At 59.1% G+C, this 24,635-nt stretch carries 24 protein-coding genes and 1 pseudogene; 11 read left to right on the top strand and 14 right to left on the bottom strand.

Translation table 11 applies throughout. The features are described from left to right. Nucleotides 1-140 precede the first annotated feature (140 nt). Both ACYZTX_RS04290 and ACYZTX_RS04285 read right to left on the bottom strand, forming a co-directional pair. Complete coding sequence (locus ACYZTX_RS04290) at nt 141-446, bottom strand: chaperone modulator CbpM (RefSeq protein ID WP_131058858.1); 306 nt, start codon at nt 444-446, stop codon at nt 141-143. 23 nt (nt 447-469) lie between these two features. Next, nucleotides 470-1,417: a DnaJ C-terminal domain-containing protein gene (locus ACYZTX_RS04285; RefSeq protein WP_462033090.1), complete on the bottom strand. Its 948-nt coding sequence runs from the start codon at nt 1,415-1,417 to the stop codon at nt 470-472. A 297-nt stretch (nt 1,418-1,714) separates the two neighbouring features. On the opposite strand from ACYZTX_RS04285, the gene ACYZTX_RS04280 reads away from it, so the two are divergent. Continuing rightward, entirely contained in the window at nt 1,715-2,989 is a 1,275-nt protein-coding gene (locus ACYZTX_RS04280; RefSeq protein WP_462033089.1) for an Hsp70 family protein, read from the top strand. A 134-nt stretch (nt 2,990-3,123) separates the two neighbouring features. Here ACYZTX_RS04280 and ACYZTX_RS04275 read toward each other — a convergent pair whose 3' ends face one another. The 3 genes from ACYZTX_RS04275 to ACYZTX_RS04265 form a co-directional block, all read right to left on the bottom strand. Next, complete coding sequence (locus ACYZTX_RS04275; RefSeq protein WP_282376737.1) at nt 3,124-4,137, bottom strand: AI-2E family transporter; 1,014 nt, start codon at nt 4,135-4,137, stop codon at nt 3,124-3,126. A gap of 92 nt (nt 4,138-4,229) precedes the next feature. After that, nucleotides 4,230-4,535 (bottom strand): PsiF family protein, encoded by a 306-nt coding sequence (locus ACYZTX_RS04270; RefSeq protein WP_462033088.1) that lies wholly within the window; start codon nt 4,533-4,535, stop codon nt 4,230-4,232. A 63-nt stretch (nt 4,536-4,598) separates the two neighbouring features. Next, nucleotides 4,599-5,393, bottom strand: a complete 795-nt coding sequence (locus ACYZTX_RS04265; protein WP_462033087.1) for a helix-turn-helix domain-containing protein — start codon at nt 5,391-5,393, stop codon at nt 4,599-4,601. Nucleotides 5,394-5,488: 95 nt separating this feature from the next. Between ACYZTX_RS04265 and ACYZTX_RS04260 the strand changes: the two genes are divergently transcribed. Beyond that, nucleotides 5,489-6,376 (top strand): DMT family transporter, encoded by an 888-nt coding sequence (locus ACYZTX_RS04260; RefSeq protein ID WP_462033086.1) that lies wholly within the window; start codon nt 5,489-5,491, stop codon nt 6,374-6,376. 89 nt (nt 6,377-6,465) lie between these two features. Here ACYZTX_RS04260 and ACYZTX_RS04255 read toward each other — a convergent pair whose 3' ends face one another. Beyond that, complete coding sequence (locus ACYZTX_RS04255) at nt 6,466-7,356, bottom strand: esterase/lipase family protein (RefSeq protein ID WP_462033085.1); 891 nt, start codon at nt 7,354-7,356, stop codon at nt 6,466-6,468. Nucleotides 7,357-7,609: 253 nt separating this feature from the next. Between ACYZTX_RS04255 and ACYZTX_RS04250 the strand changes: the two are divergent. Both ACYZTX_RS04250 and ACYZTX_RS04245 read left to right on the top strand, forming a co-directional pair. Then, nucleotides 7,610-7,735 (top strand): annotated as a pseudogene (locus ACYZTX_RS04250) (LysR family transcriptional regulator); the annotation flags it as partial. Between the two features lie 128 nt (nt 7,736-7,863). Then, a complete protein-coding gene (locus ACYZTX_RS04245) occupies nt 7,864-8,394 on the top strand; it encodes a ferritin-like domain-containing protein (protein ID WP_462033084.1) in 531 nt (176 codons plus the stop codon). A gap of 109 nt (nt 8,395-8,503) precedes the next feature. Here the strand turns inward: ACYZTX_RS04245 and ACYZTX_RS04240 are convergent, their stop codons facing one another. Beyond that, on the bottom strand, nt 8,504-10,579 hold the full coding sequence (locus ACYZTX_RS04240) for an AsmA family protein (RefSeq protein WP_462033083.1): 2,076 nt from the start codon (nt 10,577-10,579) through the stop codon (nt 8,504-8,506). A gap of 386 nt (nt 10,580-10,965) precedes the next feature. On the opposite strand from ACYZTX_RS04240, the gene ACYZTX_RS04235 reads away from it, so the two are divergent. The 7 genes from ACYZTX_RS04235 (at nt 10,966) to ACYZTX_RS04205 (ending at nt 16,193) form a co-directional block, all read left to right on the top strand. Then, nucleotides 10,966-11,436, top strand: a complete 471-nt coding sequence (locus ACYZTX_RS04235; protein ID WP_462033082.1) for a hypothetical protein — start codon at nt 10,966-10,968, stop codon at nt 11,434-11,436. 156 nt (nt 11,437-11,592) lie between these two features. Next, nucleotides 11,593-12,225: a TetR family transcriptional regulator gene (locus ACYZTX_RS04230; RefSeq protein WP_462033081.1), complete on the top strand. Its 633-nt coding sequence runs from the start codon at nt 11,593-11,595 to the stop codon at nt 12,223-12,225. 250 nt (nt 12,226-12,475) lie between these two features. Further along, entirely contained in the window at nt 12,476-12,976 is a 501-nt protein-coding gene (gene ureE, locus ACYZTX_RS04225; RefSeq protein WP_462033080.1) for an urease accessory protein UreE, read from the top strand. Continuing rightward, nucleotides 12,973-13,647 carry an urease accessory protein UreF gene (locus ACYZTX_RS04220; protein WP_462033079.1) on the top strand — a complete coding sequence of 225 codons (675 nt, stop codon included), beginning with the start codon at nt 12,973-12,975 and terminating at the stop codon, nt 13,645-13,647. The genes ureE and ACYZTX_RS04220 overlap by 4 nt, the downstream gene beginning before the upstream one ends. A gap of 23 nt (nt 13,648-13,670) precedes the next feature. Continuing rightward, nucleotides 13,671-14,285: an urease accessory protein UreG gene (gene ureG, locus ACYZTX_RS04215; RefSeq protein ID WP_282376725.1), complete on the top strand. Its 615-nt coding sequence runs from the start codon at nt 13,671-13,673 to the stop codon at nt 14,283-14,285. A 35-nt stretch (nt 14,286-14,320) separates the two neighbouring features. After that, nucleotides 14,321-14,893, top strand: coding sequence for a HupE/UreJ family protein (locus tag ACYZTX_RS04210; RefSeq protein WP_462033078.1), 573 nt, complete (start codon nt 14,321-14,323; stop codon nt 14,891-14,893). 172 nt (nt 14,894-15,065) lie between these two features. Beyond that, the gene (locus ACYZTX_RS04205) at nt 15,066-16,193 is read left to right on the top strand and encodes an AGE family epimerase/isomerase (RefSeq protein WP_462033077.1); all 1,128 of its coding nucleotides are present in this window, start codon (nt 15,066-15,068) and stop codon (nt 16,191-16,193) included. A 93-nt stretch (nt 16,194-16,286) separates the two neighbouring features. Here ACYZTX_RS04205 and ACYZTX_RS04200 read toward each other — a convergent pair whose 3' ends face one another. From ACYZTX_RS04200 to amaA, 7 genes are all read right to left on the bottom strand, one after another. Continuing rightward, nucleotides 16,287-17,054 carry an SDR family oxidoreductase gene (locus tag ACYZTX_RS04200; RefSeq protein WP_462033076.1) on the bottom strand — a complete coding sequence of 256 codons (768 nt, stop codon included), beginning with the start codon at nt 17,052-17,054 and terminating at the stop codon, nt 16,287-16,289. Nucleotides 17,055-17,784: 730 nt separating this feature from the next. Then, entirely contained in the window at nt 17,785-18,501 is a 717-nt protein-coding gene (locus tag ACYZTX_RS04195) for an ABC transporter ATP-binding protein (protein ID WP_462033075.1), read from the bottom strand. Further along, the gene (locus tag ACYZTX_RS04190; RefSeq protein ID WP_283189756.1) at nt 18,498-19,373 is read right to left on the bottom strand and encodes an ABC transporter ATP-binding protein; all 876 of its coding nucleotides are present in this window, start codon (nt 19,371-19,373) and stop codon (nt 18,498-18,500) included. The genes ACYZTX_RS04195 and ACYZTX_RS04190 overlap by 4 nt, the downstream gene beginning before the upstream one ends. Continuing rightward, nucleotides 19,370-20,653, bottom strand: a complete 1,284-nt coding sequence (livM, locus tag ACYZTX_RS04185; protein ID WP_462033074.1) for a high-affinity branched-chain amino acid ABC transporter permease LivM — start codon at nt 20,651-20,653, stop codon at nt 19,370-19,372. The genes ACYZTX_RS04190 and livM overlap by 4 nt, the downstream gene beginning before the upstream one ends. A gap of 3 nt (nt 20,654-20,656) precedes the next feature. Continuing rightward, entirely contained in the window at nt 20,657-21,571 is a 915-nt protein-coding gene (locus ACYZTX_RS04180; protein ID WP_403142210.1) for an ABC transporter permease subunit, read from the bottom strand. A gap of 169 nt (nt 21,572-21,740) precedes the next feature. Continuing rightward, nucleotides 21,741-22,874 carry an ABC transporter substrate-binding protein gene (locus ACYZTX_RS04175; RefSeq protein WP_462033073.1) on the bottom strand — a complete coding sequence of 378 codons (1,134 nt, stop codon included), beginning with the start codon at nt 22,872-22,874 and terminating at the stop codon, nt 21,741-21,743. 365 nt (nt 22,875-23,239) lie between these two features. Continuing rightward, nucleotides 23,240-24,523: an L-pipecolate oxidase gene (gene amaA, locus ACYZTX_RS04170; RefSeq protein WP_462033072.1), complete on the bottom strand. Its 1,284-nt coding sequence runs from the start codon at nt 24,521-24,523 to the stop codon at nt 23,240-23,242. Between the last annotated feature and the right edge of the window lie 112 nt (nt 24,524-24,635).

Here is a 24,635-nt window from a genome sequence, read left to right as displayed (position 1 = left end):
TGGTCAGGCGTTGATCCAGTGAACAAAAGCGCAAAAAGTTGTTGATTTGCCACGCAAAAAAGACTCCACGCAGTCGAAATCAAGGAGCAGAAAACAACTATGTACCGCACCAGACACGCCGAACAGGTCAATCAGAACGATTATTCAACCACCAACCGCCCCAGCCGCTGCTTGAGCATGCGGTTCTCGGCCCGCAGTTGCTGGACTTCCTCAAGCAGGTCCAGCGCCAGGGCGACGCCTTCCCACTCCAGTTCCAGTTCGCGACGCAGCTTCGCGGCGCGCTTGGCCAGTGCCAGCTCATAATCGTTGAAACGCCAATCCTTGGGCTGGGTGCCCTGAGGTTCGAGGATGCCGTGTTCGACGATTTCGATCACGTAGACGTCCGACAGGTCGGTCGCCTCACAGAATTCTGCCATGTCCAGTTGAACGATCAGGGGGTTGCTCATGATGGGCTACTCCGTCTCTGGGATCAGAAGTTTTCTCTCGGGTTGAAAGCCGCTTTTTGGGCCAGCTCCTGCCACAACGCCTTGACCTCGTCATCCGAGGTTTTAGGCATGACGGCCTTGAGTTGTACAAACAAATAACCGCGATGACCGGCCTTGTTCAGCAATCCATGGCCCTTGGCACGCATGCGCTGGCCGTTCTGACTGCCGGCCGGAACCTTGAGATTGATCTTGCCCGTCAGGGTCGGCACTGCAACTTCGGCGCCCAAGGCCAATTCCCACGGAGCCAACGGCAAGGTAATGATCAGGTCTTCGCCTTCGACGTCGAACTTGGGGTGCGGTGCAAAGCGAATGATCAAGAACAAGTCGCCATTGGCCCCGCCACCAACGCCCGGCGCACCCTGGCCCTTTAGGCGGATTCGCTCGCCGTCGGCCACGCCGGCCGGGATCTTCACGTTCAGACTTTTACTGGTGTTGCTCACATGCTGGCCGGCAGCGTTGTACTGCGGCACCTGGAAGGTGACCTTCTTCGATTCGTTCGAGAGGGTTTCTTCCAGAAAAATCCCAAGTTCCATTTCCACGTCTTGCCCTCGACGCCCGGCGCTGCGGCCCGACTGTCCACCACCAAAACCAGGGCCACGGTTGCCGAAGATCGAACTGAAGAAGTCCGAAAAATCGCCCGTGTCCTGACCACCACCGAAACCGCCTGCACCACGCCCCTGCCAACCCGGCGGGCCCTGGAACGGTTGGCCATGCTGGCCGTATTTGCGCAAGTCGTCGTATTCGGCGCGCTTGTCGGCATTTTTCAATGCTTCATAGGCTTCCGAAGCATCCTTGAACTTGGCCTCGGCGTCCTTTTCCTTGCTGACGTCGGGGTGGTATTTGCGCGCCAGCTTGCGATAGGCGGCCTTGATCGCCTTATCGTCCGCGGTCGGCTCCACACCGAGAATCTTGTAATAGTCTTTGAAGTCCATCGCGGGAATCACCATCCGTTATCGATATCGCGCCACCACTGGCAGCACGCGCGCATTGCCAGCCGCCAGGTTGACCGATCTCAAGCTTGAGACCGGGCAGCGCATCAGAAGTTTATCGGCAGCGGCGGGCGGTTCTTGCGACCGTCCTGTGGCTGCCAGGCCCAATGCAGACAAGTTTGGGGCGAAGGATAGTCTTTCAAGGCGCTAATAGCTGAGATTTAGCGGACAGTCGGCCTTCGAATCTGCGCCGCACTGACATACACTGCGCGGCCGTTTTTTAACCGGAACTCGAAAGACATGAAAAACGCATCTCCAGCCCGTGCCTGTGGTATCGACTTCGGCACGTCCAACTCCACCGTCGGCTGGCTGCGCCCCGGCATGGAAACGCTGATCGCGCTGGAGGACGACAAGATCACCCTGCCTTCGGTGGTCTTCTTCAATATGGAAGAACGCCGCCCGGTGTACGGCCGCCTGGCGCTGCACGAGTACCTGGAAGGCTATGAAGGCCGATTGATGCGCTCGCTCAAGAGCCTGCTGGGCTCCAAGCTGATCAAGCACGACACCAGCGTCCTCGGCACCGCGATGCCGTTCAAGGACCTGCTCGGGCTGTTTATCGGTCAGCTGAAGAAGCGCGCCGAAGACGCCGCCGGTCGCGAATTCGAGGAAGTGGTGCTGGGTCGTCCGGTGTTCTTCGTCGATGACGATGAGCTGGCCGACCAGGAAGCGGAAAACACCCTGGTGGACGTGGCCCGCGCCATCGGCTTCAAGGACGTTTCGTTCCAGTACGAACCGATTGCAGCGGCATTCGACTATGAGTCGACCATCGAAAAAGAAGAGCTGGTACTGATCGTCGACATCGGCGGTGGTACGTCCGACTTCTCGCTGGTGCGCCTGTCCCCTGAACGCCGTACCCACGACAACCGTCACGATGACATCCTCGCCACCGGTGGCGTGCACATCGGCGGGACCGATTTCGACAAGCAGCTGAGCCTGCAAGGCCTGATGCCGCTGTTCGGTTACGGCAGCCGGATGAAGAGCGGCGCTTATATGCCGACCAGCCACCACATGAACCTGGCGACCTGGCACACCATCAACTCGGTGTACTCGCAGAAGTCGACCCTGGCGCTGGGCAGCATGCGCTATGACATCGAAGACACCGGCGGCATCGATCGCCTGTTCAAGCTGATCGACCAGCGCGCCGGCCACTGGCTGGCCATGGAAGTGGAAGAAACCAAGATCCAGCTGACCCACGCCGACAGCCGCCATGTGCCGCTGGACCGCATCGAACCGGGTTTGAGCGTGGAGTTGAGCCGGGCACTGTTCGAATCGGCCATCGACAACCTGCTGGAGCGTGTGCGCAACAGTGTCACGCAAATGCTGAACGACGCTAACGTACGCGTTGATCAGGTGGACACGGTGTTTTTCACCGGAGGTTCGAGCGGAATTCCGGCACTGCGCAACAGCGTCTCGGCGATGTTGCCGAATGCGCGGCATGTGGAAGGAAACATCTTCGGCAGCATCGGCAGCGGCTTGGCGATTGAAGCGATGAAGCGCTACGGCACGATGGATTGATCAGAAAACCGCGGCGCCTGCTTCGCGAGCAAGCCCGCTCCCACATTTGACCGCATTCCATCTGGAGGAACTCGGTCAAATGTGGGAGCGGGCTTGCTCGCGAAGGGGCAATATCAGGCACCACATCTGCCTGATTAAACCATCCCCACCTGCTTCAACTCACTCTTCAGATACGCGTAATAAATCGGCCCCGCCACCACCCCCGGCAGGCCGAACGCGGCCTCGAACACCAGCATCGCCAGCAGCAACTCCCACGACTTGGCACTGATCTGCCCGCCGACAATGCGCGCATTGAGGAAGTATTCGAGCTTGTGGATAACAATCAGGTAACCCAGCGCCGCCACGGCCACCCAGATCGACAGCGACAGGCCGACAATGGTGATCAGGGTGTTCGATATCAGGTTGCCGATCACCGGCAGCAGCCCTAGCAGGAACGTCAGCACGATCAGGGTTTTGGTCAGCGGCAGCTTGATCCCGAACATCGGCAGGACCACCGCCAGGAAAATCCCGGTGAAGAAGGTGTTGAGCAGGGAAATCTTGATCTGGGCAAACACGATGTTGCGAAACGCCTGGACCAGCAGGTGCAAGCGGTCGAACAGCGCGGCGGCCAATGGCTTGCGCTTGGTCAGGTCCGGCACGCGCTGCAAGGCAATGATCGCCCCCAACACCATGCCGATCAGCAGCGTCACAAACATGTGCGCCGCATCCTTGCCCACCAGCTGCAAGTCGCTGAGGTGTTTGCTCATCCACTCGCCAATCGCCACGCGGAATTCGGCGGCGCTGGCGGGCAGATAGACGTCGATGAACGGCGGCAATTGCCCGCGCGCGCGATCAACAACGACCATGAATTTGTCGAGAGAAGCGCCGGGGTTTTCCGCTTCGTGCAGCAGAAAACTGATGGCACCGGCAAAGATCAGCGTCAACACACTGACCACTAGCGTTCCCAATAACGCCACCGCCAGCCAGCGCGCACGCCGACCTTCGATCAGCCGCTGCAATTGCGGGGTGAGCATATTGACCAGCTCAAACACCAGCAGCCCGGCCAGCAGACTCGGTAACAACCGCAGCGGGATCACCAGCAGCAAACCACCAAAGATGATGACCCAACTGATTAGCAGCAAGACTTGGCGTTGAGAAAACGTTGGCATACAGCCTCAAAACGAACGGCGTAAAAGGATTGGCAGTCTGCCAGCGTTCCGGCGGCGAAGCGAGCAGATGCCTTCGCCCCGTAGACGCTTGATTATTTTTTCTTCAGGCAGTCGCTCATGAAGGTTTTGCGCGCATCACCCTTGAGGGCCTGGGTAGTGGCGGTAGCGTTACAGGTTTTCATCTTTTCTTGCTGAGGGGTAAGGGCTTTGGCGTCATTGGCGGCCGGCGCCGCTTTCAGGCACGTGCTCATGAAGGCTTTACGTTCATCGCCCTTGAGGGTTTTTGCGGTGGCGTCCGCATTGCAGGTGGTCATCTTGTTCTGTTGCTCAGTGGCGGCAAAGCCCTGGGAGCAGAGCAGCAAACCCATCATCAACAACGGGACACGCAACATCTTCATGGAGTTTCTCCCTGTTGCCGCACCGAGGAGCACGGCCTCGCTCTGGAGTGTAGACAACGCCTGTTACACCTTCCTGCTCTCAAGGTGGCTGCGTCGATACTGTTCCGGCGTGCACCCTGCCTGGCGTTGAAACATCGCGATAAACGCTGAACCGGTGCTGTAACCCGTGTCGAAAGCGATGTCCTGAATGCTGCGGTGGCTGTCCAGTGCTTCGATGGCGGCCAGATACCGCAAGCGCTGGCGCCACTCGCCAAAACTCATGCCCAGTTCACGCACGAACCGCCGCGCCAGCGTGCGTTCGCTGACATGGATCTGCGCGGCCCACTCCGCCAAGGGACGGTTATCACCGGGCTCGGCCTGCAAGGCTTCCAGTATTGCGAGCAAGCCGGAACTGCTGGCGTAGGGCAAGTAACACTCATGCACCGGTGCCTGTTGCAGTTGATCCACCAGTACCTGGGCCAGACGTTTGTCCGCTTCGTGCGCGGGAATCTTCACATCGCGGGCGGCAAAGTCTTTGAGAATGGCTTTGAGGATGTCGCTGATCGCCAGGGTGCAGGCCTGTTGAGGCAGATCGTGGCACATCAGCGGAGCCAGGCAGACCGCACGATAGTTGATCGGCTGATGGCTGTAGAAACTGTGCTCGGTCTGCGGCGGCACCCACACCGCGTAGTGCGGCGGTGACATGAAGCGGCTGCCGCCGATTTCCATGTGCAAGACGCCGTGGGCCGAATACTCCAGCGTGCCCCAAGGATGACGGTGCGCCGAGGCAAAACGATGAGCATCAAAGTCGGCATAGCGGAAGTACACCGGGGCAGGCAGTTCGCTGAAATCCAGCAGGTCGATGTGTTTGCTGTTCATGCTGTCCGTCATCAGGGGCAGGTTGTCTGGATCGAAGTATAGGCTTGCATCCAGACAGGCGATAATCACCCCTCATTAACGCTCTGGTTTTTCCCATGCAATACGCTTATCCCCTGCTGGCCATTTTCATCTGGGCCGGCAACACCGTGATCACCAAAATGTCAGCCGGGGCAATCTTCCCCGCCGAGATCGGTTTCTACCGCTGGCTACTGGCCGGATTGCTGTTCACACCGTTCATGCTCAACCCGGTCATCGCCCATTGGCCGGCGATCCGCCCGAACCTGGGCAAGATTTTCATCCTCGGCGTGCTGGGCATGGCGGTTTATCAAAGCCTCGCGTATTTCGCCGCGACCCTGACCTCGGCCACCAACATGGGGATCATTTTGTCGCTGATGCCGTTGATGTCACTGGCCATGGCCATTGTCAGCCTCGGCCAGCACCTGACCGCCGGAGCACTGGCCGGTGCAGTGCTGTCGCTCACGGGGGTTTTGGTGGTCGTCTCGTCCGGCAGCCTTGGCGCGCTGCTCGAGCACGGGGTGAACCTGGGTGATGCCATGATGCTGATCGCCACCCTGGCCTACGCGATCTACAGCACGCTGCTGAAAAAATGGCAGCTGCGGTTACCGCCGCTGGTGTTGCTGTATTTGCAGGTATGGGTGGCCGTGGTGGTGCTGTTTCCGCTATTCCTCGCGTCACCGAAGATCGGCCCGACGCTGCAGAACATTCCGCTGGTGCTTTACGCCTGCCTGCTGGCCTCGATGCTTGCACCATTGGCGTGGATGCAGGCCGTGATCCGCCTGGGGCCGAGCCGGACCACGTTGTTTTTCAATCTGCTGCCGTTGATTACCGCGCTGATTGCGGCGGTGGTGCTGCATGAGCAGTTGGCGATGTATCACCTGGTGGGTGGGATGTTAACGTTGGGTGGGGTGATTCTTTCCGAGCGCTGGACGACCGCGTTGGGCCGCAAGGTCAGCGTCGCCTGATAGAAAAAGATCGCAGCCTTCGGCAACTCCTACTGGATTGGCGTACACCTGTAGGAGCTGCCGGAGGCTGCGATCTTTTGATCTTAATCTTACAAACCAGCCGCTTTCAGCCGCGCCGCATGCTCGACAAACAACCGAATCGGCTCAGCCCCCTTCCCCACCAAACCCAGTGACTGATTGACGATATCGAAGTGATCCATCGGATACTCATCACCAATCACCGTCCCCAGATGCGAGCTGTAACGCCCGACCATCCCGTCGCAATGCCCGACCTCTCGAACGAAGGTCCTGGCAAACAACCGGCAACTGCGATTAGTCCCATCGAACAGGTTACGCCCCCGATCAGTTTTCCCCGGCTGCAAGGTCCCGGACCAGGAGTAATAACGCACCCCGTTGACCTCTTCCGGCCCATGCCCGCCCCAGGTGTCAGGCAAGCCCTGTGGATAACGCTGGTTGAACAGCGCCACGCCTTCAGTCGTCAGTGAATGATGAGAGGCATGGATATCCACCGGCAATTTCGGCCCGCGATAACCGGTTTCCAGCAGGCTCATCAGCGCACTGATCCACCGCAGCAAAACGGTGAGCAAACGCCCCTTGGCGCTGTCGCCCGGGTAGTGTTTGTGCAGGTAATCCGCCAGCTCCGAACCGTGATTGGGCCCGGCCACCGAGGTGACTGAGGCGACCCGATCCGGACGTTTGGCGGCGGCGTAACGGGCGGTGAGCGAGCCCTGGCTATGGCCGATCAGGTTGACCTTCTCGGCCCCGGTTTCCCGCAGAATCTCCTCGATTCGCGCCAGCAACTGTTCGCCACGTACCTCATTTGAATTGAGCGGCGAGACCTGCACTGCAATCACTGTCGCCCCACCGCGGCGCAGCGCCGAAATGATCCCGTACCAGTACGGATAGAGCAGCAGACGGATAAACCCGAGCATTCCCGGGACCAGCACCAACGGGTAACGCGTGGCGGAACCTTGCGACATGGGCGAACTTCCTTGTGATCGGTGAGGTGACGCAAGGCTGGATGCAAGACATCAGCCAAGCATCGGCATCGAAGATGACAACGCGACGACCAGTCTATGACATCCCGCCTTACTTCAGCCCCACTCCCCCGCCACGATCACCAACGACGATCAGCAAATACAACCAGACGATCTAGAACTCCCTGGCCAGCGCCCGCAAACGCTGCTCGGCCTCGGCGCCTCAAGTTCTCCACCTGGCCCGAAACGGGGCGAATTCCAGGTCGATGGCGCCGGATACAGCGCCCTCTGCGTGCCCGGACGTGAACGACATCCGCCGGTCCGGGCATTTTTTTCCTGGTTGCGCGAGGAGGCGTTGCTGTCCGGGCATGCCTTGGCGTGATTGCTTCGCGCCAGGCTGGCGATTGCCAAATGACATAAAACTTTTCGCCGCGCTCATCACTCACACCCTAGGTAGCGATCACTTCTATAGAGGGTGACGCAAACCGGATTAGCCTCCAGGAGATCGAGATGAGCGACATGCATTTGTCTGATGTAACCACCCTTCGCGAACGCGCCCGCAAGAACGTCGAGAACGGTGCGGTAACTGAAAGCTACAGCGCCAACCGTGAAGAAGTGCTGCGCCTGCTCAACGAATCGCTGGCCACCGAACTGGTCTGCGTGTTGCGCTACAAGCGCCACTACTTTATGGCCAGCGGCCTGAAAGCCCAGGTCGCCGCCGACGAATTCCTTGAACACGCGACCCAGGAAGCCCAACACGCCGACCGTTTGGCCGAGCGCATAGTGCAACTGGGCGGTGAGCCGGAGTTCAACCCTGACCTGCTGTCGAAAAACTCCCACGCTCAATACGTGGCCGGTGATTCACTTAAAGAGATGGTCTACGAAGACCTGGTCGCCGAGCGAATTGCCATCGACAGCTATCGCGAGATCATTCAGTACATCGGCGGAAAGGACCCGACCACCCGGCGCATCTTCGAAGACATCCTGGCCCAGGAAGAAGAGCATGCCGATGACATGGCCGACCTTCTGAAAGATATGTAAACCTCAAAAGCAAAAGATCGTCCGAAGGCTCGGGCCTTCGGCAGCTCCTACAGTTGGAATGCGTCCCCCAGTAGGAGCTGCCGCAGGCTGCGATCTTTTGATCTGCATTTTACCGGGAGGGTTTAACGGTCACGGGCGCCTTGCCCGCCTTCATCTGCTCCAGCAACGGCGCACACTGATTCGGTTCGCCACCGCTCGGCGCCACCAGCGCCAGCAAGCCTGCCGCCGGTGCGGCAATCACGCCCAACGCCACCATTCCCGCCCCACGCAAAATCAGCGGCACCGCCTTCACACCCGCATCAGGCTTGATGAACTTGCCGCGCACATACAGCGGCGAACGCAGCGAAATCAGTCGCCAGCCCTTGGATTCCGGGGTGATGGTCAGGTCCAGTTGCTCAGTCGCCATGTTTGCCGTGCCATCGATGTAGATGATCGCGTTTGCGGTATCGAAGACGAACAGGCGCGTGGTCGCCAGCCCAGTCTTGATGTCGAAGTCGGCGGCGGCGCAGTTGATCTTCACTTCCTTGTCGCCAAAGATCTTGCTCACCACATAGTTGCCGACGTTGAGCCCCGCCAGTTCCATCAACTCACGGCTGATGGCGCCGTCGTTGATCAGCATCTTCAGAGTGCCATTGGCGCTGCCCAGCAGTTTGGCCACCGAGTTGCCACGACCGGTGATATCGGCATCACCATTGAGTTCGCCGAAACTGGTTTTCATTGGTTCAAAGGTCGGGAACAGCTGCTTGAGTTTGAATTTGCGTGCGGTGAGTTTGGCCTTGCCTTCCAACGGTTCGGTTCGGCCATTGAGGCGAATCTGAGCATCCAGGTTGCCGCCGGCCACGCCGAAACGCAGGGGCTCAAGGCTCAGCACACCGTCAGTGAGTATCAGGTGGGTGTAGAGATCATTGAACGGCAGTTTTTCGCTGTGGACGATGCGCTTGCCGGTCAACTCGACGTCGGCGTCCATATCGCGCCAGCGCTCGGTTTTGAACTCTTCGACCGGCAACACCTTGTCAGCCGGCTGCTTGCTTTCACCGCCGCGGGCCTTTTGTTTAGCGTTGGAGTCGGCGCCGATCAGCGGGGCCAGGTCGGCAAACAGCAACTGATTGGAGAGCAATGAGCCGCTGAGTTTCGGTCGCGGATGGCTGGCGACATAGAGCAGGCTGCCATGAATGTCGCTCTGACCGATCTTGCCGTTGAATTCTTCGTAACGGAACACCGCGCCGCCCGCCTCATGAAGCTTGGCGATCAAGTGCCCGTCCGTGGCGTACGGCGGGGTGTCCGGCAGGGTCACGCCGGTCAGCGGGTAGAGATTGGCCAGGCTGGTGCCGGCCAATTTCAGGCGTAAGTCCAAAGCGCCGAGGTTCAGTGGATCGGTGAGGGTGCCGGCCAATTCGACGCTGGTGTCGGCGATCTTGACTTGAGCCTGAAGCGGAAACGGTCTGGCCGCGTCCTGCAAGGCCAGCAGGCCGCCGATCTTGCCTTCACCCGCGAGCTTCTGTTCGTGGTACTGGCCTTTGACCTTTAGGGCGAACGCGTAGTCCTGAGGCGCAGCGCCCTTCTCCTGTGCGGTTTTCGCCGCTTTGTCACCGACGATTTCGCTGAACGGAATCGGTTTCCCCAGCGGATCGATCAGCACATCGAGCTGAGTTTTCAGGCTCTGGTCGTCGAGGGTGACGTGGCCTTTGTCGAAGCCGATCGCACCGATATCCACCACCCAGTTTGAAGGCTTGGCGTTCGGGTCTTTCGGGTCGAATTTGAAGGTCCAGTTGGCGCGACCGTCGGCCAGGCGCTGGAGGTCGGCTTTCGGTTCGGTGAGGTCAATGCGCGGAATCACCACGCGCTGCGCCAGCAAGGCCAGGGGCGAGAGGCGCAACTCGACGCGCTTGAGGGTAACCATCTGCGGCTTCTTCGACCAGTCCGGGTTGCCCAGGCTCAAGTCCTCCGCCACAACATGCGGCCACGGCACCCACGCGCGCCAGCCGCCCTCGTCGGGTTCACGTTGCCAGACCACCGCGAGGTTGCCGTTGATGGCGAACGGGCGGTGCAGCTCCTCGGAAACCTTGGCGTTAAGCGGTGGTTTGATCCGGTTCCAATCGAAGAACACGATGATCAGAACCAGTACGGCCAGCAGGACAACAAGGCTGGCGAGGGTCCAAGTAAAAACTTTAAGAGTGCGCGTCATTGCACAGGGCTCCTGATACGACTAAGCGCCCTGACTGCGACGCACGCTTGAAACGTTAGGCCAGAACTGGCCTGCCATGGAATCTACGACTGAAAAACGCCCTGCAGGTTTAACCGAAATACCGCTTAACGCTCAAATAATCGGTCGGGGACACTCTGCCCCCTCATCCGGCGTTACCGACCCCGCACTTTTGCGAGTCGGGAGTGGGTCGAAAATACCCACCTCGGTGCAAAAATGTCCGCCGGAAACGCCCGTTCTAGAGCGCTTTGGCGGAACAATCAATTCCGTTGATTATTACCATTGCGTTTATGAACTTTTATATCGACTTATCGAGAGTAGCATTGCCCTCGTACCCACTTTATCGCCCTCCTACGGAGCACCTGATCATGAAACGCCAATTACTGCTTAGCCTTACACTCTCACTGCTGGCCAGCACTGCTTTTGCCCTGCCGGCTGCTGACCAAACTACCCCACAAGTCAAATCCACCCACTCGGTGTTCAGCCAAACCGTCGCCGAAGGTGGCAATGATCGCCTGAAAGAGAAAGGCCTGATCACCCAAGATGGTTCTGACCGTACTCCACAAGGTCAAACCCTGGCGGCTGACGGTTCCGATCGCACCCCACAAGGCCAGACCCTGGCTGCTGACGGTTCCGACCGCACCCCACAAGGTCAAACTCTAGCTGCTGACGGTTCCGACCGCACCCCACAAGGTCAAACCCTGGCGGCTGACGGTTCCGATCGCACTCCACAAGGCCAGACCTTGGCTGCTGACGGTTCCGATCGCACTCCACAAGGTCAAACTCTGGCCGAAGGTGGTGGTGACCGCGTCATCGAACGCAACAGCGCTTTGAGCTAAGCCAATGGCGGCCTTTAAAAAAAGCCCAATCCCCGGATTGGGCTTTTGACGTAATAGATGCCTCACTTCCCCGCTTGATCCCCCGATAGTCGTTCGACGCAGGCAAAGCCGATTTGCTAGAGTGCGTCGCTGTCTTATCCAGAAAACACCCTTGCGATGCTGCCCCGCGCCGAACAGAAACAACAGACCCGTAACGCCCTGATGGACGCTGCCCGCCACTTGATGGAATGCGGCCGAGGATTCGGCAGCCTGAGCCTGCGCGAAGTCGCCAAAACCGCCGGGATCGTGCCCACCGGTTTCTATCGGCATTTCGCCGACATGGATGAACTGGGCCTGGTACTGGTGAGTGAAGTCGGTCAGACCTTTCGCGAAACCATTCGCCTGGTGCGCCACAACGAGTTCGTCATGGGCGGCATTATTGATGCCTCGGTGCGAATCTTTCTCGACGTGGTCACGGCCAATCGCTCGCAGTTCCTGTTCCTCGCCCGCGAGCAGTACGGAGGTTCGCTGCCGGTGCGGTTGGCCATCGGCCGCTTGCGCGAAGACATCAGCTCGGACCTGGCGGCCGACTTGTCCTTGATGCCGAAACTGCAACACCTGGACATCGCCGGCCTGAGCGTCATGGCTGATCTGATTGTTAAAAGCGTGTTCGCGACCTTGCCCGACATCATTGATCCACCGATGCAGGCATTGCCTGAGCATTTGACGCCTCAAGCAAAAATTACCCAGCAGTTGCGCTTTATCTTTATCGGCCTCAAGCATTGGCAGGGCCTCGGAAGCACCGAATAACTCTCTAAAAGATCGCAGCCTTCGGCAGCTCCTACATGAACCCCTTTTCCCTGTAGGAGCTTCCGAAGGTTGCGATCTTTTTTTGTGCGCCGCAATTTGGTGCGAGTAGCTCTGCACCGCACCAAATTCATCCAAACCGCCGCAGAGTCCTGGAGTATTTGCAGAGTTCCGACAGGCATTTCCTACGCATCACCCGATTGGCAAGCCCCTTGCTCTAGCCTAAGCATTGTCCATTGCTGGAAGCTTTCCGATGCTGGTGATTCATCGCAGAATCGACCCTCAACCCGTCTGGGCCGCCGAGTTGCACCTGACCTTCGAAGCCCGGAGCAAAAGCCGTTTGCGCTGTTTCAGTGCCGAGGGTGAAGACGTCGGGTTGTTTTTGGAGCGCGGTCAGCCTCCGCTGTATGACGGCGAGTGCCTGCAAGCCGAAGACGCTCGCATCGTCCGCGTCTGCGCCCGAGCTGAACAACTGCTGCACGTCACCTGCGCCAATGCTTTGGAACTGACTCGCGCCGCCTATCACCTCGGCAACCGCCACGTCGCCCTGCAAGTCGGTGATGGCTGGTTGCGCCTGCTCGACGACTACGTGCTCAAGGCCATGCTCGAACAGCTGAATGCCAAGGTCGAAAACATCGAAGCGCCGTTCCAGCCGGAACACGGCGCCTACGGCGGCGGCCATCATCATTCGCGCCACGGCGATGAAGACTTCAACTACCCACCGAAACTGCACCAGTTCGGCGTACGGCTATGAACCCAGCCTGGGCGCTGTTGCGTCTGGCCAGCCCACAGCTGCCGATTGGCGGCTACAGCTATTCCCAGGGCCTGGAAATGGCGGTGGATAACGGCCGCATCAGCGATTGCGACAGTGCGCGGCGCTGGATCAGCGATCAGTTGCAGTTGAACCTGGCACGTTTCGAAGCGCCACTGCTGCTTGCTCATTGCGTGGCCGCAGCCGAAGAAAACTGGGGCGAACTGCTGCAACGCTGCGAAGAACATCGCGCCAGCCGAGAAACCCGCGAGCTGCATCAGGAGAGCCGGCAGATGGGCTATTCCTTAAAACAACTGCTCAACGGTTTGCCAGAGCTTGATGCGCCGGCCCGCGCCTTTCTTGAACAACGCCCCGAACCGCACTTGGCCCTCGGCTGGGCACTGGCCGCTCGCGCCTGGACGATCAGCCCACAGGATGCGCTGGCGGCGTGGCTCTGGAGTTGGCTGGAAAACCAACTGGCGGTGCTGATGAAAACCCTGCCGCTGGGCCAGCAAGCCGCTCAACGCTTGACCAGTCAATTGTTGCCGCTGCTGCAAGAGGCTCAGCAGAAAGCCACCCGAATCAACCCCGAACACGTTGGCAGCGCCCCATTCGGCCTGTCCCTGGCGTGCATGGCCCATGAGCGCCAGTACAGCCGTCTGTTCCGTTCCTAGGGCCTTTTATTTTGGAGAATCACATGAACACACAACCTCTGCGCATCGGCATCGGCGGCCCCGTCGGTTCCGGCAAAACCGCCCTGACGTTGGCCCTGTGCCTGGCGCTGCGCGACCGCTACAACCTGGCGGTGGTCACCAACGACATCTACACCCGCGAAGACGCTGATTTTCTGGTGCGCAACGAAGCCCTGGCGCCGGAGCGAATCATCGGTGTAGAAACCGGCGGTTGCCCGCACACGGCGATTCGCGAAGACGCCTCGATCAACCTCGAAGCCGTGGATCAACTGAACCGCCGCTTTCCGGGGCTGGACCTGATCCTCGTGGAGTCCGGTGGCGACAATCTTTCCGCCACCTTCAGCCCGGAACTGTCCGACCTGACCATTTACGTGATCGACGTCTCGGCCGGCGACAAACTGCCGCGCAAGGGTGGGCCGGGCATCTGCAAATCAGACCTGCTGGTGATCAACAAAGTCGACCTCGCGCCTCTGGTGGGCGCGTCGCTGGCGTTGATGGACAGCGACACCCAACGTATGCGCAACGGCAAGCCATTTGTTTTCAGCAACCAGAAAACCGGTCTGGGACTGGAAGAGATCATTACCTTCATCGAACGCCAGGGCTTGCTGACAGCGGCGTGAACACAATCAACTTTTATCAACAAGGACGCTTATCCATGACACTTAAACGCATTCTCGGCGCCATGGCCCTGCTGCTGACCCCGGCCATCGCCTTCGCCCATCCCGGGCATGGCGACAACGGCTTGATCGCCGGCATCAGTCACCCGATTGGGGGCCTTGATCACTTGCTGGCGATGGTCGCGGTCGGTTTGTGGGCGGCGCAGCAAAAAGGCACTGCACGCTGGGCGCTGCCGTGCACGTTCGTCGGCATCATGCTGATCGGCGGATTACTGGGATTTGAAGGGCTGAACCTGCCGGCGCTGGAAAGCGGGATTGCGGCGTCGGTGCTGGCGCTGGGGCTGGCGGTGGCGTATGCAGTGCGTCCGCCGTTGAGCCTGGCGGTACTGGCGACGGCGTTGTTTGCACTGTTCCACGGCGTGGCCCATGGCTTGGAGTTGCCGGACATGTCTAGCCCCTGGGCGTATGCCGCAGGGTTTGTGGTGGCGACGGCTGCGTTGCATGGGTTGGGTTACGCCGTCGTGCGGGTGTTGCCTCAAGCGGCGGCGCCATTGGTTCGACTGGCGGGTGCAGCTTCGGCGGCGACTGGCGCGTGGTTGCTGGCGGGCTGATTTCTATCGCCTGTTCCGGCCTCATCGCGAGCAGGCTCGCTCCCACATTTGCCCTGTGTACACAACTCCACTGTGGGAGCGAGCCTGCTCGCGAAGGCGGCCTGACAGACACCGCTTCTCTCAGGCCTGCTAACATGTCGCGCAACTAACCCTGCCGTGACGACGCCAGCCAATGCCGCCTGTTTCCCGCTCCGCCTCCCAGCCTGAATTGACCGCTCTGTTTGCATCGGTGCAACAGCACTTTCTGGACGTGATCGTGCCACTCTGGCAAGGCCCCGGCTGGAATGCCGACATGGCGCTGCCCTATGAGGCGCTGGATGCCGAGCATCAACCGCTACCTCCCCAACGCTACCGGGCCATGGCCTGCGCGCGGCAGCTCTATCTGTTTTCCAGCCTGATCGGTCAGGTACCGGCCGCCGAAGAGCGCGCCGCAGCGCTGTTCCGTTCCTTGCAGCAGCATTTCCACGATGCCGAGCATGGCGGCTGGTTCTACAGCATCGACCCGCAGGGCGCGCCGCTGGATCAGCGCAAAGACCTCTACACCCACGCCTTCATCCTGTTCGCCTGCGCCCATTACTGGGACAAAGTACGCGAGCCGCGGGTGGAGTCGGCGCTCAATGACGCACTGGAAGTGGTCGCACAGCGCTTTGCCACAGACGACGGCCTGTACGAAGCCAGCCTCGACCGTGACGGGTCCTCGCTCAAGTCCGGACCGCTGCAAAATCCTTTGATGCACTTGGCCGAAGCCTTTCTTGCCACGCTTTCGGTGCGAGAAGACGTCGCCGTGCAAGACGCACTCGTCGAGTTATGCACATCCATGCAGAAGCGTTTTATCGACCCGCAACACGGTGTGTTGATGGAGAAACCGCTGGGAGCTGTGGATAACTGGTTTGAACCGGGGCATCAGTTCGAGTGGTATTTCCTGCTGGAATCTTCGCCATTGCAGCGCGGTTCGGCGCTGCACCGGTCACTGGACCAGGCGTTTGCGCTGACCGAACAACTGGGCGTCGATCTACAAACAGGTGCTGTGCAGGCGATGCTCGATCTGGATGGCCGTTCCAAGGACGGCACCCAACGAATCTGGGCTCAAGCCGAGTACCTGCGGGCACTGACCTTGCGTCCGGACAGCGAGGCTGCAGTGCTGCGCCAGTTGCAGGCGTTGCAGCAACATTCTCTGCATGCCGGGGGCTGGTTTGAGTGCCGTGATGAGAATGGTGAGGTGAGCCGTCGGGACATGCCATCAACCACGCCTTATCACTTGGCAACCTGCTATCGCGGGTTGGCCGAGTATCTTCGCTGACTGAAAAACTGCCTTCGCGAGCAGGCTCGCTCCCACAAAGATCACACTGACCCTGTAGGAGCGAGCCTGCTCGCGAATTGCCGTTACGCGGTCTTAAGCCTTGACATTGCGCTCAATCGCAAACCCGCTCCACGTCTGGCTCACCGGCATCAGTTCCAGGCTGTTGATGTTGATGTGCGCCGGGGCATTGAGCACCCAGAAAATGGTGTCCGCGATGTCTTGCGGCTGAATCGGCTCGGCACCGGCGTAGGTGGCGTTGTAACGCTCCTGATCACCGGCAAAACGCACCAGCGAGAACTCGCTTTCGCACAGCCCCGGCTCGATGTTGCTGACCCGCACACCCGTACCTTGAAGGTCGCAGCGCAGGTTCAGGGAGAACTGTTTGACGAACGCTTTGCTTGCGCCATACACGTGGCTGCCCGGGTACGGGTAGTTACCGGCGATGGAGCCAAGGTTGACGATGCCGGCGCCGCGACCGTGAGCGATCAGGCGTGGCAATAACAGACGAGTGCTGTACATCAGGCCTTTGATGTTGGTATCGACCATGGTGTCCCAGTCGTCGAGGTCGCACTTGGGCGCCGGGTCAACGCCCAGGGCCAGGCCGGCGTTGTTGATCAGCCCGCGCAGTTTGGTGAAGGATGGCGGCAGGTTGGCAATCGCCTCCTCCATGGCCTTGCGATCACGCACGTCGAGCACCAGACCATGGACCTCAGTCTGCTTCGACAACTCTGCGCACAGCGCATTGAGGCGCTCTTCACGACGGCCGGTCAGCACCAGTTTCCAGCCAGCCTCGGCAAAACGACGGGCGCAGGCTTCACCAAAACCGGAGGTCGCGCCGGTAATAAACAGGGTGTTGGACATCGTGTTCTCCTCGCTTCGGCTGATCGGCAGCCACTGGAATAGAAAATCAGAAGGCAGCATGCCCGGCCTTGCCCGCAGCGGCAACTACCGTAGAAGCTGTACAAAAAACAATCAAACCTCGCCACGCCTTACACGCCGTGGCTTTCAGCCATGTGCGCGCACCTTATCCACAGGCCGGTCCACAGTTTCCGGGGGCAAGTGGAAAAGCTGTAAGCCGCTGTGTACAAGGCTTTGCGGGCACATTGGAAATTTTTTTGCTTGACCCTGGAACACCGGCTGTGTTGCCCATGGCATTTTGCACGATTCACCGGCTCTACCGACGATGGCGCCAAGCCAGCAACTACGGCCTTCAGCCGAGTCTTTCCAGAGTTTAACCACAGACTTATCCACAGGCAGCTCCAGCCCGTTTCAGCCTACTTTCGTCACCAACAAAAAGGTTGACAAAGCCTGCTTACGGTCCCGCAAAAACGCCTGATCAAAAAACAACCACAACCCTGCAAGCCACGGTTTCAAAGGCTTTCAGCCAGCTACTCCCACGTTATTCACAGCCAGCTCCACAGCAAACGGGGACAAGTCAAAACCGTGACAAAACAACTATTTGCAGCGGCTTTATGTCGCGCTTTGAGAGCTTGTAAATATTGTTTTCCACAATTTCAAAAAACCTTTACGACCGGCATAAAAAAACGCCCTGACGTGGATTCGTCAGGGCGTTTTTCATGCACTCAGCAGTTTAGTGGCCGCCGAGATAGGCGTTACGCACTTCCTCGTTAACCAGCAGTTCCTTGCCGGTGCCGGTGAGGCGGATCTCGCCGTTGACCATCACATACGCCCGGTCCGACAGTTTGAGGGCGTGGTTGGCGTTCTGCTCCACCAGGAAGATGGTCATGCCGGTACTCGCGAGTTCCCGCAGGGTCGCGAAGATCTGTTTCACCACGATCGGCGCCAATCCCAGGCTCGGCTCATCGAGCAACAGCAATTTGGGCCGGCTCATCAGCGCACGGGCGATGGCGAGCATTTGCTGTTCGCCGCCGGACATGGTCATCGCCCGTTGGTTGCGCCGTTCTTCGAGTCGCGGGAACAACTCGAACATGCGCTGCATGTCTTCCTTGGCGTACTTGTCACCGATAGGAATAGTGCCCATCAGCAGGTTTTCCTCGACGGTCATGTCGGGGAACACCCGCCGGCCTTCCGGCGACTGAGCGATGCCGTTGGACGCGATGTAGTGGGATGACTTGTGAGTGATATCCACACCCTGGTAAATGATCTGCCCGTCAGCCGCCCGAGGCTGGCCGAAGATCGACATCAACAGGGTAGATTTGCCGGCACCGTTGGAGCCGATCAGGCTGACGGTTTCACCTTCGTTGATGTACAGCGAGACTTTCTTCAGGGCCTGGATCGGCCCGTAAAACACGTCCAGCTCCTTGAGTTCGAGGATGGGTTGGCTCATAGCACCACTTCCTCTTCATCGGCGCCCAGATAGGCCGCAATCACTTTCGGATCGCGGCGTATATCGTCGGGGCCGCCCTCGGCGATGACGATGCCGTGGTCCAGCACCACAATGTGGTCAGAGATGCTCATTACCATGCCCATGTCGTGTTCGATCAGCACCACGGTCAGATCGTGCTCGTCGCGCAGCAGCCGGATCATCGCGCTCAGCGCTTCGGTTTCCTGAGGATTGAGGCCGGCGGCCGGTTCGTCGAGGCAGATGATCTGCGGCCGGGTGCACATGGCCCGGGCGATTTCCAGACGGCGTTGCTGGCCGTAGGACAGTTCACCGGCCAGACGGTTGGCGCAGTCCACCAGGTCGACGACTTCCAGCCAGTAGAAGGCGTGGTCCAACGCATCGCTTTCGGCCTTGCGGTAGCCCTTGGTGTTGAGGATACCGGCCAGCAGGTTGCGGTTGACCCACATGTGTTGGGCCACCAGCAGGTTTTCCAGCACCGACATTTCCTTGAACAGGCGAATGTTCTGGAACGTCCGCGCCAGGCCGGCCCGGTTCACCAGATGGGTGCCGCCGAACATTTTGTAGTACATCCGGCTGGCGAAAGATTTCGGCGAGACGAAATCGGTCGGTTTGAACGATTCACCCAGCAGCTTGATGACATTGGTCTCCTCGCCGCGAATGTTGAGTTCGATTTTGCCGCCGGAGGCTTTGTAGAACCCGGTCAGACAGTTGAACACCGTGGTCTTGCCGGCGCCGTTGGGGCCGATCAGGGCGAAAATCGAATTGCGGTGCACCTTCAGGCTGACATCGCTCAACGCCTTGATGCCACCGAAGTGCATCATCAGCTTCTCTACCGAGAGTACGACTTCGCTCATGGCGCTACTCCTTTACGCGGTGTCACACCGGTACGGCTGATCCGAATCAGGCCGCGCGGTCGCCAGATCATCATCAACACCATCAGGATGCCGAACAGCAGTACGCGATATTCCGCGAAGCCACGCAGCAGTTCCGGGGCGACGGTCAGCACAAATGCCGCAATCACCACGCCGATGGTCGAGCCCATGCCGCCGAGTACGACGATGGCGAGGATCAGGGCTGATTCGAAAAAGGTGAACGAGGTCGGGTTGACGAAGCCTTGATAGGTGGCGAAGAACACACCCGCCAAACCGGCGGTCGATGCACCGATGGTGAACGCCGAGAGTTTGACCAATACGTGGTTCAGGCCCATGGAGCGGCAAGCGATTTCGTCTTCACGCAAGGCTTCCCAGGCGCGACCGACCGGCATGCGGGTCAAGCGGTGCTTGATGTACAGCACAGCCAGCACCACCAGGAACAACACCGCGTAGATGAAGAAGTACTTCACGTCCGGGTTATAGGCGATGCCGAAAAACTCATGAAACGGCACCCCACCCTCTTTAGCCCTTTTGCCGAACTCGATGCCGAAGAAGGTTGGCAACGGAGCGGCCATACCATTCGGGCCACCGGTCAGGGACAGCCAGTTATTGAGGATCAACCGGATGATTTCACCGAAGCCCAGGGTCACGATTGCCAGGTAGTCACCGTGCAGGCGCAACACCGGAAAACCGAGAATGCAGCCGGCAAGGCCAGCGATGATCGCCGCCAGCGGCAGCACCGTCCAGAAGCCCAAGCCAAGGTATTGGTAACCGAGCGCCAACCCATAAGCACCGATGGCGTAGAACGCCACGTAACCCAGGTCGAGCAGACCGGCCAGACCGACCACGATGTTCAGCCCCAGGCCCAGCAGCACGTAGATCAGCCCGAGGATGACCACGCCCAGCAGGTAGGAGTTGGAGAAAAACGGGAACACCACGGCTACGACGATCAACACCGGAATGATCCAGCGCAACCGGGATTTGTAGTCAGGCGGCAATACATGCACCCCGGAACCGGTGCTTTCAAAGCCTTCGAGAATTCTCAGGCCCTTGGGGGTTTGCAGGAACAGGCTCAGGGCGAAGCGGCCCGCCATGACGATGGCGACAATCGCCGCCACACGGGTCGTTTCCAGGTTGAAGCCATAGCCATCGAGGACCACGCCGACAATCGGGCCGAACACAATCAGGGCGACAAGGCCGGCAAGAATCGCGTCAACCAGGCTTCTTTTGAGATCAATGGTTTTTTTAGTGGTTGAAGACATCGCTTACACCTTCGACACAAGAGGACGGCCGAGCAGGCCTTGGGGCCGAAAGACCAGAACGAGAACGAGCAGCGAGAAGCTGAAAACGTCTTTGTAGTCCGAGTTCACCAGACCTGAGAACAACGACTCGGAAATCCCGAGAATGATCCCGCCTAGCATCGCACCGGGTAGCGAGCCAATCCCGCCGAGTACCGCTGCGGTGAACGCTTTGATCCCGATGATGAAGCCGGCGTAGAAGTCGAACGTGCCGTAGTTCATGGTGATCAGCACGCCGGCCAGGGCCGCCATCGCTGCACCGATGATGAACACGTAGGAAATCACCCGATCGGTGTTGATCCCCAGAATCGAGGCCATCTTGCGATCTTGCTGGGTAGCGCGGCACATGCGGCCGAGCTTGGTGTACTTGATGACGTAGGTCAGCAGGGCCATCCCGGCAAACGCTGCGATCAGAATGAAGATCTTGGTGTAGGTCAACTGCACAAAACCTGTACCGATTTCGACGCGCCAGGCACCCGTGAGCAAGGTCGGAACCCCTTGTTGCTTCGCGCCCTGGGCGATCTGTGCATAGTTTTGCAGGATCAGCGAAATCCCGATGGCGCTGATCAGCGGTGCCAGTCGGGTGGAGTTACGCAGGGGTTTATAGGCAACCCGTTCGATGACCCAGCCATACACCGCCGTGACGATGATGGTAAAGATCAGTGTGCCAAGCATCAGCAGAGGGAAGGATTCAATACCGAAGTATGCCAGCAGAGCCAGACTGATCGCCGCGAGGTAAGCAGAGATCATGTAAACCTCGCCATGGGCGAAGTTGATCATGCCGATGATGCCATAGACCATTGTGTAGCCGATGGCGATCAGGCCATAGACCGACCCGAGGGTCAGGCCGTTGACCAGTTGCTGCAGGAAAATACCATCCATAACGCAATCTCACGCATTTGAGAGACTGCACAGAAGCCGGGTACGACGGACCGGGGTTCAGCCGCCGGCGTACACGGTTGTGTGCAGCTCTACGAGAAAAGACAGGTACTGCACGGACATGTTGTTTGATTGCCCGGCGCACAAGGCGCCAGGCAATCAGCAGTTCATATCACTTCTGTTTTTCCAGTTGGTGGTATTTGCCGTCCTTGTCCCACTGGTAAACCACGTAGTCGGAGACTTTCAGGTCGCCCTTGGAATCCCAGGCCTTCTCGCCCATCACGGTTTTGACCGTGTTGGCTTTCAGCCATTTGGCAGCTTCTTCGCCTTTGTTGGACTTGGCGCCATTGAAGGCAGCAGCCAGTGTCTGAACCGAAGCGTAGGCGTACAAGGTGTAGCCTTCAGGCTCGGTACCGGCTTTACGGAACGCGTCTACCACGGTCTTGCTGTCTGGCAGCATGCGCGGGTCAGCGCCGAAGGTCATCAGTACGCCGTCGACGAATTGCGGGCCACCAGCGGTGGTCACCAGTTCATCGGTCACGATGCCGTCATCGGACATGAACTTGACGTCTTTGAGGCCTTGCTCACGAAGTTGACGAACCAGAGGACCCGCTTCCGGGTGCAGACCGCCAAAGTAGACGACGTCGGCGCCAGCGCCGCGGATTTTGGTTACGATGGTGCTGAAGTCTTTCTCGCCACGGGTCAGGCCTTCGTACAACACCGGCGTTACGCCGCGCTTGACCAGTTGAGCCTTGGTGGCGTCCGCCAGACCTTGGCCGTAGGTGTCTTTGTCGTGCAGAACCACGACTTTCTTGCCTTTGAGCACGTCGACGATGTAGTCACCGGCCACGATGCCTTGCTGGTCGTCACGCCCGCACATACGGAACATGGCACTCAGGCCGCGCTCGGTAACTGCCGGGTTGGTGGAACCTGGAGTGATCGCGATGATGCCCGCTTCGTCGTAGATCTCCGAAGCCGGGATCGTCGAGGAGGAGCAGAAGTGACCGACTACGCCAGCGACTTTCTGGTTGGTCAGGTCCTTGGCGACCGTCACAGCCTGTTTCGGTTCGCAGGCGTCATCGCCCTTGACCAGTACGATTTTTTCCCCGTTTACGCCGCCCGCTGCGTTGATCGCATCGGCCGCCGCCTGTGCACCCTTCATGTACTGCTCGCCAAATGCCGCGTTGGCGCCTGTCATAGGTCCCGCCACACCGATTTTCACATCAGCCTGTGCAAACGCAGACACACCCAACGCAGTTGCCACTGCGAGGGCCAAAAAGCCTTTCTTGTAAAACGTCTGGGACATGAGGTGGTGCTCCAAGGTTTTTTTTTAGTTGGCACTGCGACTTCACTGAATGCTCAGAGCAAGGGCCGTGCCATCGGTTTTTTATTCTGAAAAAAGTCGCTGCTTTATTGTTATTTCGACTGTTTCGATCCCATTTTCATTGGGCGTGCAACCGTCTAAACCGCGGAAGGTGAAACCATTTATTTTTAAAGGCGCAACCCGAGCGCGCCATCATTGCAACCGCGGCGCCAAACGACGTGCAACCAGCCTGTAACAACGTGCGTCACCGAAGTGCACACTGCTGGTGCGGAACTGCTACAACCCGCACCTTTTACAGGCTAGTCGCTGCGCGAAAAAGCGCCGCTTCCAGCAACAAATTTCAACAATCAAATAACGATCCGCAAGCACTGGCCTGCGTGATACAGCGAGAATCCGGCCTCGTACAAACAGCTGCGCAATCCCACGCCGGCCAATGGCTGCATGGGTGCAAAAGGAATCGGCAGTGCTTGAGGATTTCCGTTGCACAGATAATCGGCAAAGGCTTTGCCGACCACAGTGCCGGTCGTGACGCCCCGACCGTTGTAACCGGTGACTGCCACTAAACCGGGCGCCGGCTCGAACAAACGCATCAAATGATCGGGGGTGAAGGCAATACAACCGGTCCAGGTGCACTCCCATTCCACCGGTTTGAGGTAAGGGAAATAGTGCTGCTGAACCCGGTCGGCCCAAGCCTTGAGGAACCAGGTCGGCTTCTGATTACCATTACCGAGACTGCCGAGCAGCAATCGACCGTCTTTATCTCGACGAATACTGCTGAGGACCTGACGGGTGTCCCAGGAGCCTTGGCCACCGGGGAGAATTTGCTGCGCCGCCTCTTCGGTCAGCGGGACCGAGGCCACTTGATAGTAATAACCGGGGAAAAAGTTGCGCCGCAACTCTGTCCAGTCACCTTCGGTGTAAGCATTCGAGGCAATCACGACTTGCTCGGCAAGCACCGAACCCTGAGCGGTTTGTACCGACCAGCGCTGGCCCTGACGTTCGAGTCGGGTCACCGGGGAATGATCGAACAACTGACCGCCGAGCCCGATGGCCGCTTTGGCCAGCCCCGTCGTGTAAGCCATGGGGTTGATCGTGCCAGCACGTCGATCGAGCAGCGCAGCGGCAATCTTTTGGGTGCCCGTTGCTTGCTCGCAGGCTTGACCGGTCAGCAGTTCGACCGGCGCGCCACGGCGCTTCCATTGTTCCTCACGACTGCGCAAGTCCGCTTCGCCACGGGCGTTGTGCGCCATGTGCAGCGTGCCTTCGCGGCGTAGTTGGCAATCGATGTTGTATTTGTCGACCAGGCTGAACACCAGGGACGGTGCCGCACCGAGCATGCGATTGAGCTGACTGCCGACCGCTTCGCCGAAACCTTGTTCGATTTCGTCCGGTGGAATCCACATTCCGGCATTCACCAGACCGACGTTGCGCCCGGAGCCGCCATGACCCGCACGATGGGCTTCCAGTACGCAGACACTTTTGCCCTGCTCCAGCAGATGCACCGCCGCCGACAGACCAGTGAAACCGGCGCCGATGACGCAGACATCCACCGTCACCTCGCCCTTGAGCGCCACGTTGTCAGGCCTTTGCGGCGTCAGCTTTTCCCACAGACACTCTTCGCGTAACGGCATTGCCAGACTCCAATCAGAAACCTAACTTACCTTCGTTGTGCAGAGGCCGCTTAAAGATCGCAGCCTGCGGCAGCTCCTACAAAACCGCAGCCAGACACAATCCCGTAGGAGC

The sequence above is a fragment of the Pseudomonas sp. MDT1-17 genome (assembly GCF_054898105.1).
The sequence above is the reverse complement of the archived record's forward strand: the minus strand, read 5'-3'. Positions and strand labels throughout refer to the sequence as shown.

Coding starts and splice junctions, on each gene's coding strand:
- ACYZTX_RS04290 (WP_131058858.1), bottom strand. CDS start 446: ATGAGCAACCCCCTGATCGTTCAACTGGACATGGCAGAATTCTGTGAG.
- ACYZTX_RS04285 (WP_462033090.1), bottom strand. CDS start 1,417: ATGGACTTCAAAGACTATTACAAGATTCTCGGTGTGGAGCCGACCGCG.
- ACYZTX_RS04280 (WP_462033089.1), top strand. CDS start 1,715: ATGAAAAACGCATCTCCAGCCCGTGCCTGTGGTATCGACTTCGGCACG.
- ACYZTX_RS04275 (WP_282376737.1), bottom strand. CDS start 4,137: ATGCCAACGTTTTCTCAACGCCAAGTCTTGCTGCTAATCAGTTGGGTC.
- ACYZTX_RS04270 (WP_462033088.1), bottom strand. CDS start 4,535: ATGAAGATGTTGCGTGTCCCGTTGTTGATGATGGGTTTGCTGCTCTGC.
- ACYZTX_RS04265 (WP_462033087.1), bottom strand. CDS start 5,393: ATGAACAGCAAACACATCGACCTGCTGGATTTCAGCGAACTGCCTGCC.
- ACYZTX_RS04260 (WP_462033086.1), top strand. CDS start 5,489: ATGCAATACGCTTATCCCCTGCTGGCCATTTTCATCTGGGCCGGCAAC.
- ACYZTX_RS04255 (WP_462033085.1), bottom strand. CDS start 7,356: ATGTCGCAAGGTTCCGCCACGCGTTACCCGTTGGTGCTGGTCCCGGGA.
- ACYZTX_RS04245 (WP_462033084.1), top strand. CDS start 7,864: ATGAGCGACATGCATTTGTCTGATGTAACCACCCTTCGCGAACGCGCC.
- ACYZTX_RS04240 (WP_462033083.1), bottom strand. CDS start 10,579: ATGACGCGCACTCTTAAAGTTTTTACTTGGACCCTCGCCAGCCTTGTT.
- ACYZTX_RS04235 (WP_462033082.1), top strand. CDS start 10,966: ATGAAACGCCAATTACTGCTTAGCCTTACACTCTCACTGCTGGCCAGC.
- ACYZTX_RS04230 (WP_462033081.1), top strand. CDS start 11,593: ATGCTGCCCCGCGCCGAACAGAAACAACAGACCCGTAACGCCCTGATG.
- ureE (WP_462033080.1), top strand. CDS start 12,476: ATGCTGGTGATTCATCGCAGAATCGACCCTCAACCCGTCTGGGCCGCC.
- ACYZTX_RS04220 (WP_462033079.1), top strand. CDS start 12,973: ATGAACCCAGCCTGGGCGCTGTTGCGTCTGGCCAGCCCACAGCTGCCG.
- ureG (WP_282376725.1), top strand. CDS start 13,671: ATGAACACACAACCTCTGCGCATCGGCATCGGCGGCCCCGTCGGTTCC.
- ACYZTX_RS04210 (WP_462033078.1), top strand. CDS start 14,321: ATGACACTTAAACGCATTCTCGGCGCCATGGCCCTGCTGCTGACCCCG.
- ACYZTX_RS04205 (WP_462033077.1), top strand. CDS start 15,066: ATGCCGCCTGTTTCCCGCTCCGCCTCCCAGCCTGAATTGACCGCTCTG.
- ACYZTX_RS04200 (WP_462033076.1), bottom strand. CDS start 17,054: ATGTCCAACACCCTGTTTATTACCGGCGCGACCTCCGGTTTTGGTGAA.
- ACYZTX_RS04195 (WP_462033075.1), bottom strand. CDS start 18,501: ATGAGCCAACCCATCCTCGAACTCAAGGAGCTGGACGTGTTTTACGGG.
- ACYZTX_RS04190 (WP_283189756.1), bottom strand. CDS start 19,373: ATGAGCGAAGTCGTACTCTCGGTAGAGAAGCTGATGATGCACTTCGGT.
- livM (WP_462033074.1), bottom strand. CDS start 20,653: ATGTCTTCAACCACTAAAAAAACCATTGATCTCAAAAGAAGCCTGGTT.
- ACYZTX_RS04180 (WP_403142210.1), bottom strand. CDS start 21,571: ATGGATGGTATTTTCCTGCAGCAACTGGTCAACGGCCTGACCCTCGGG.
- ACYZTX_RS04175 (WP_462033073.1), bottom strand. CDS start 22,874: ATGTCCCAGACGTTTTACAAGAAAGGCTTTTTGGCCCTCGCAGTGGCA.
- amaA (WP_462033072.1), bottom strand. CDS start 24,523: ATGCCGTTACGCGAAGAGTGTCTGTGGGAAAAGCTGACGCCGCAAAGG.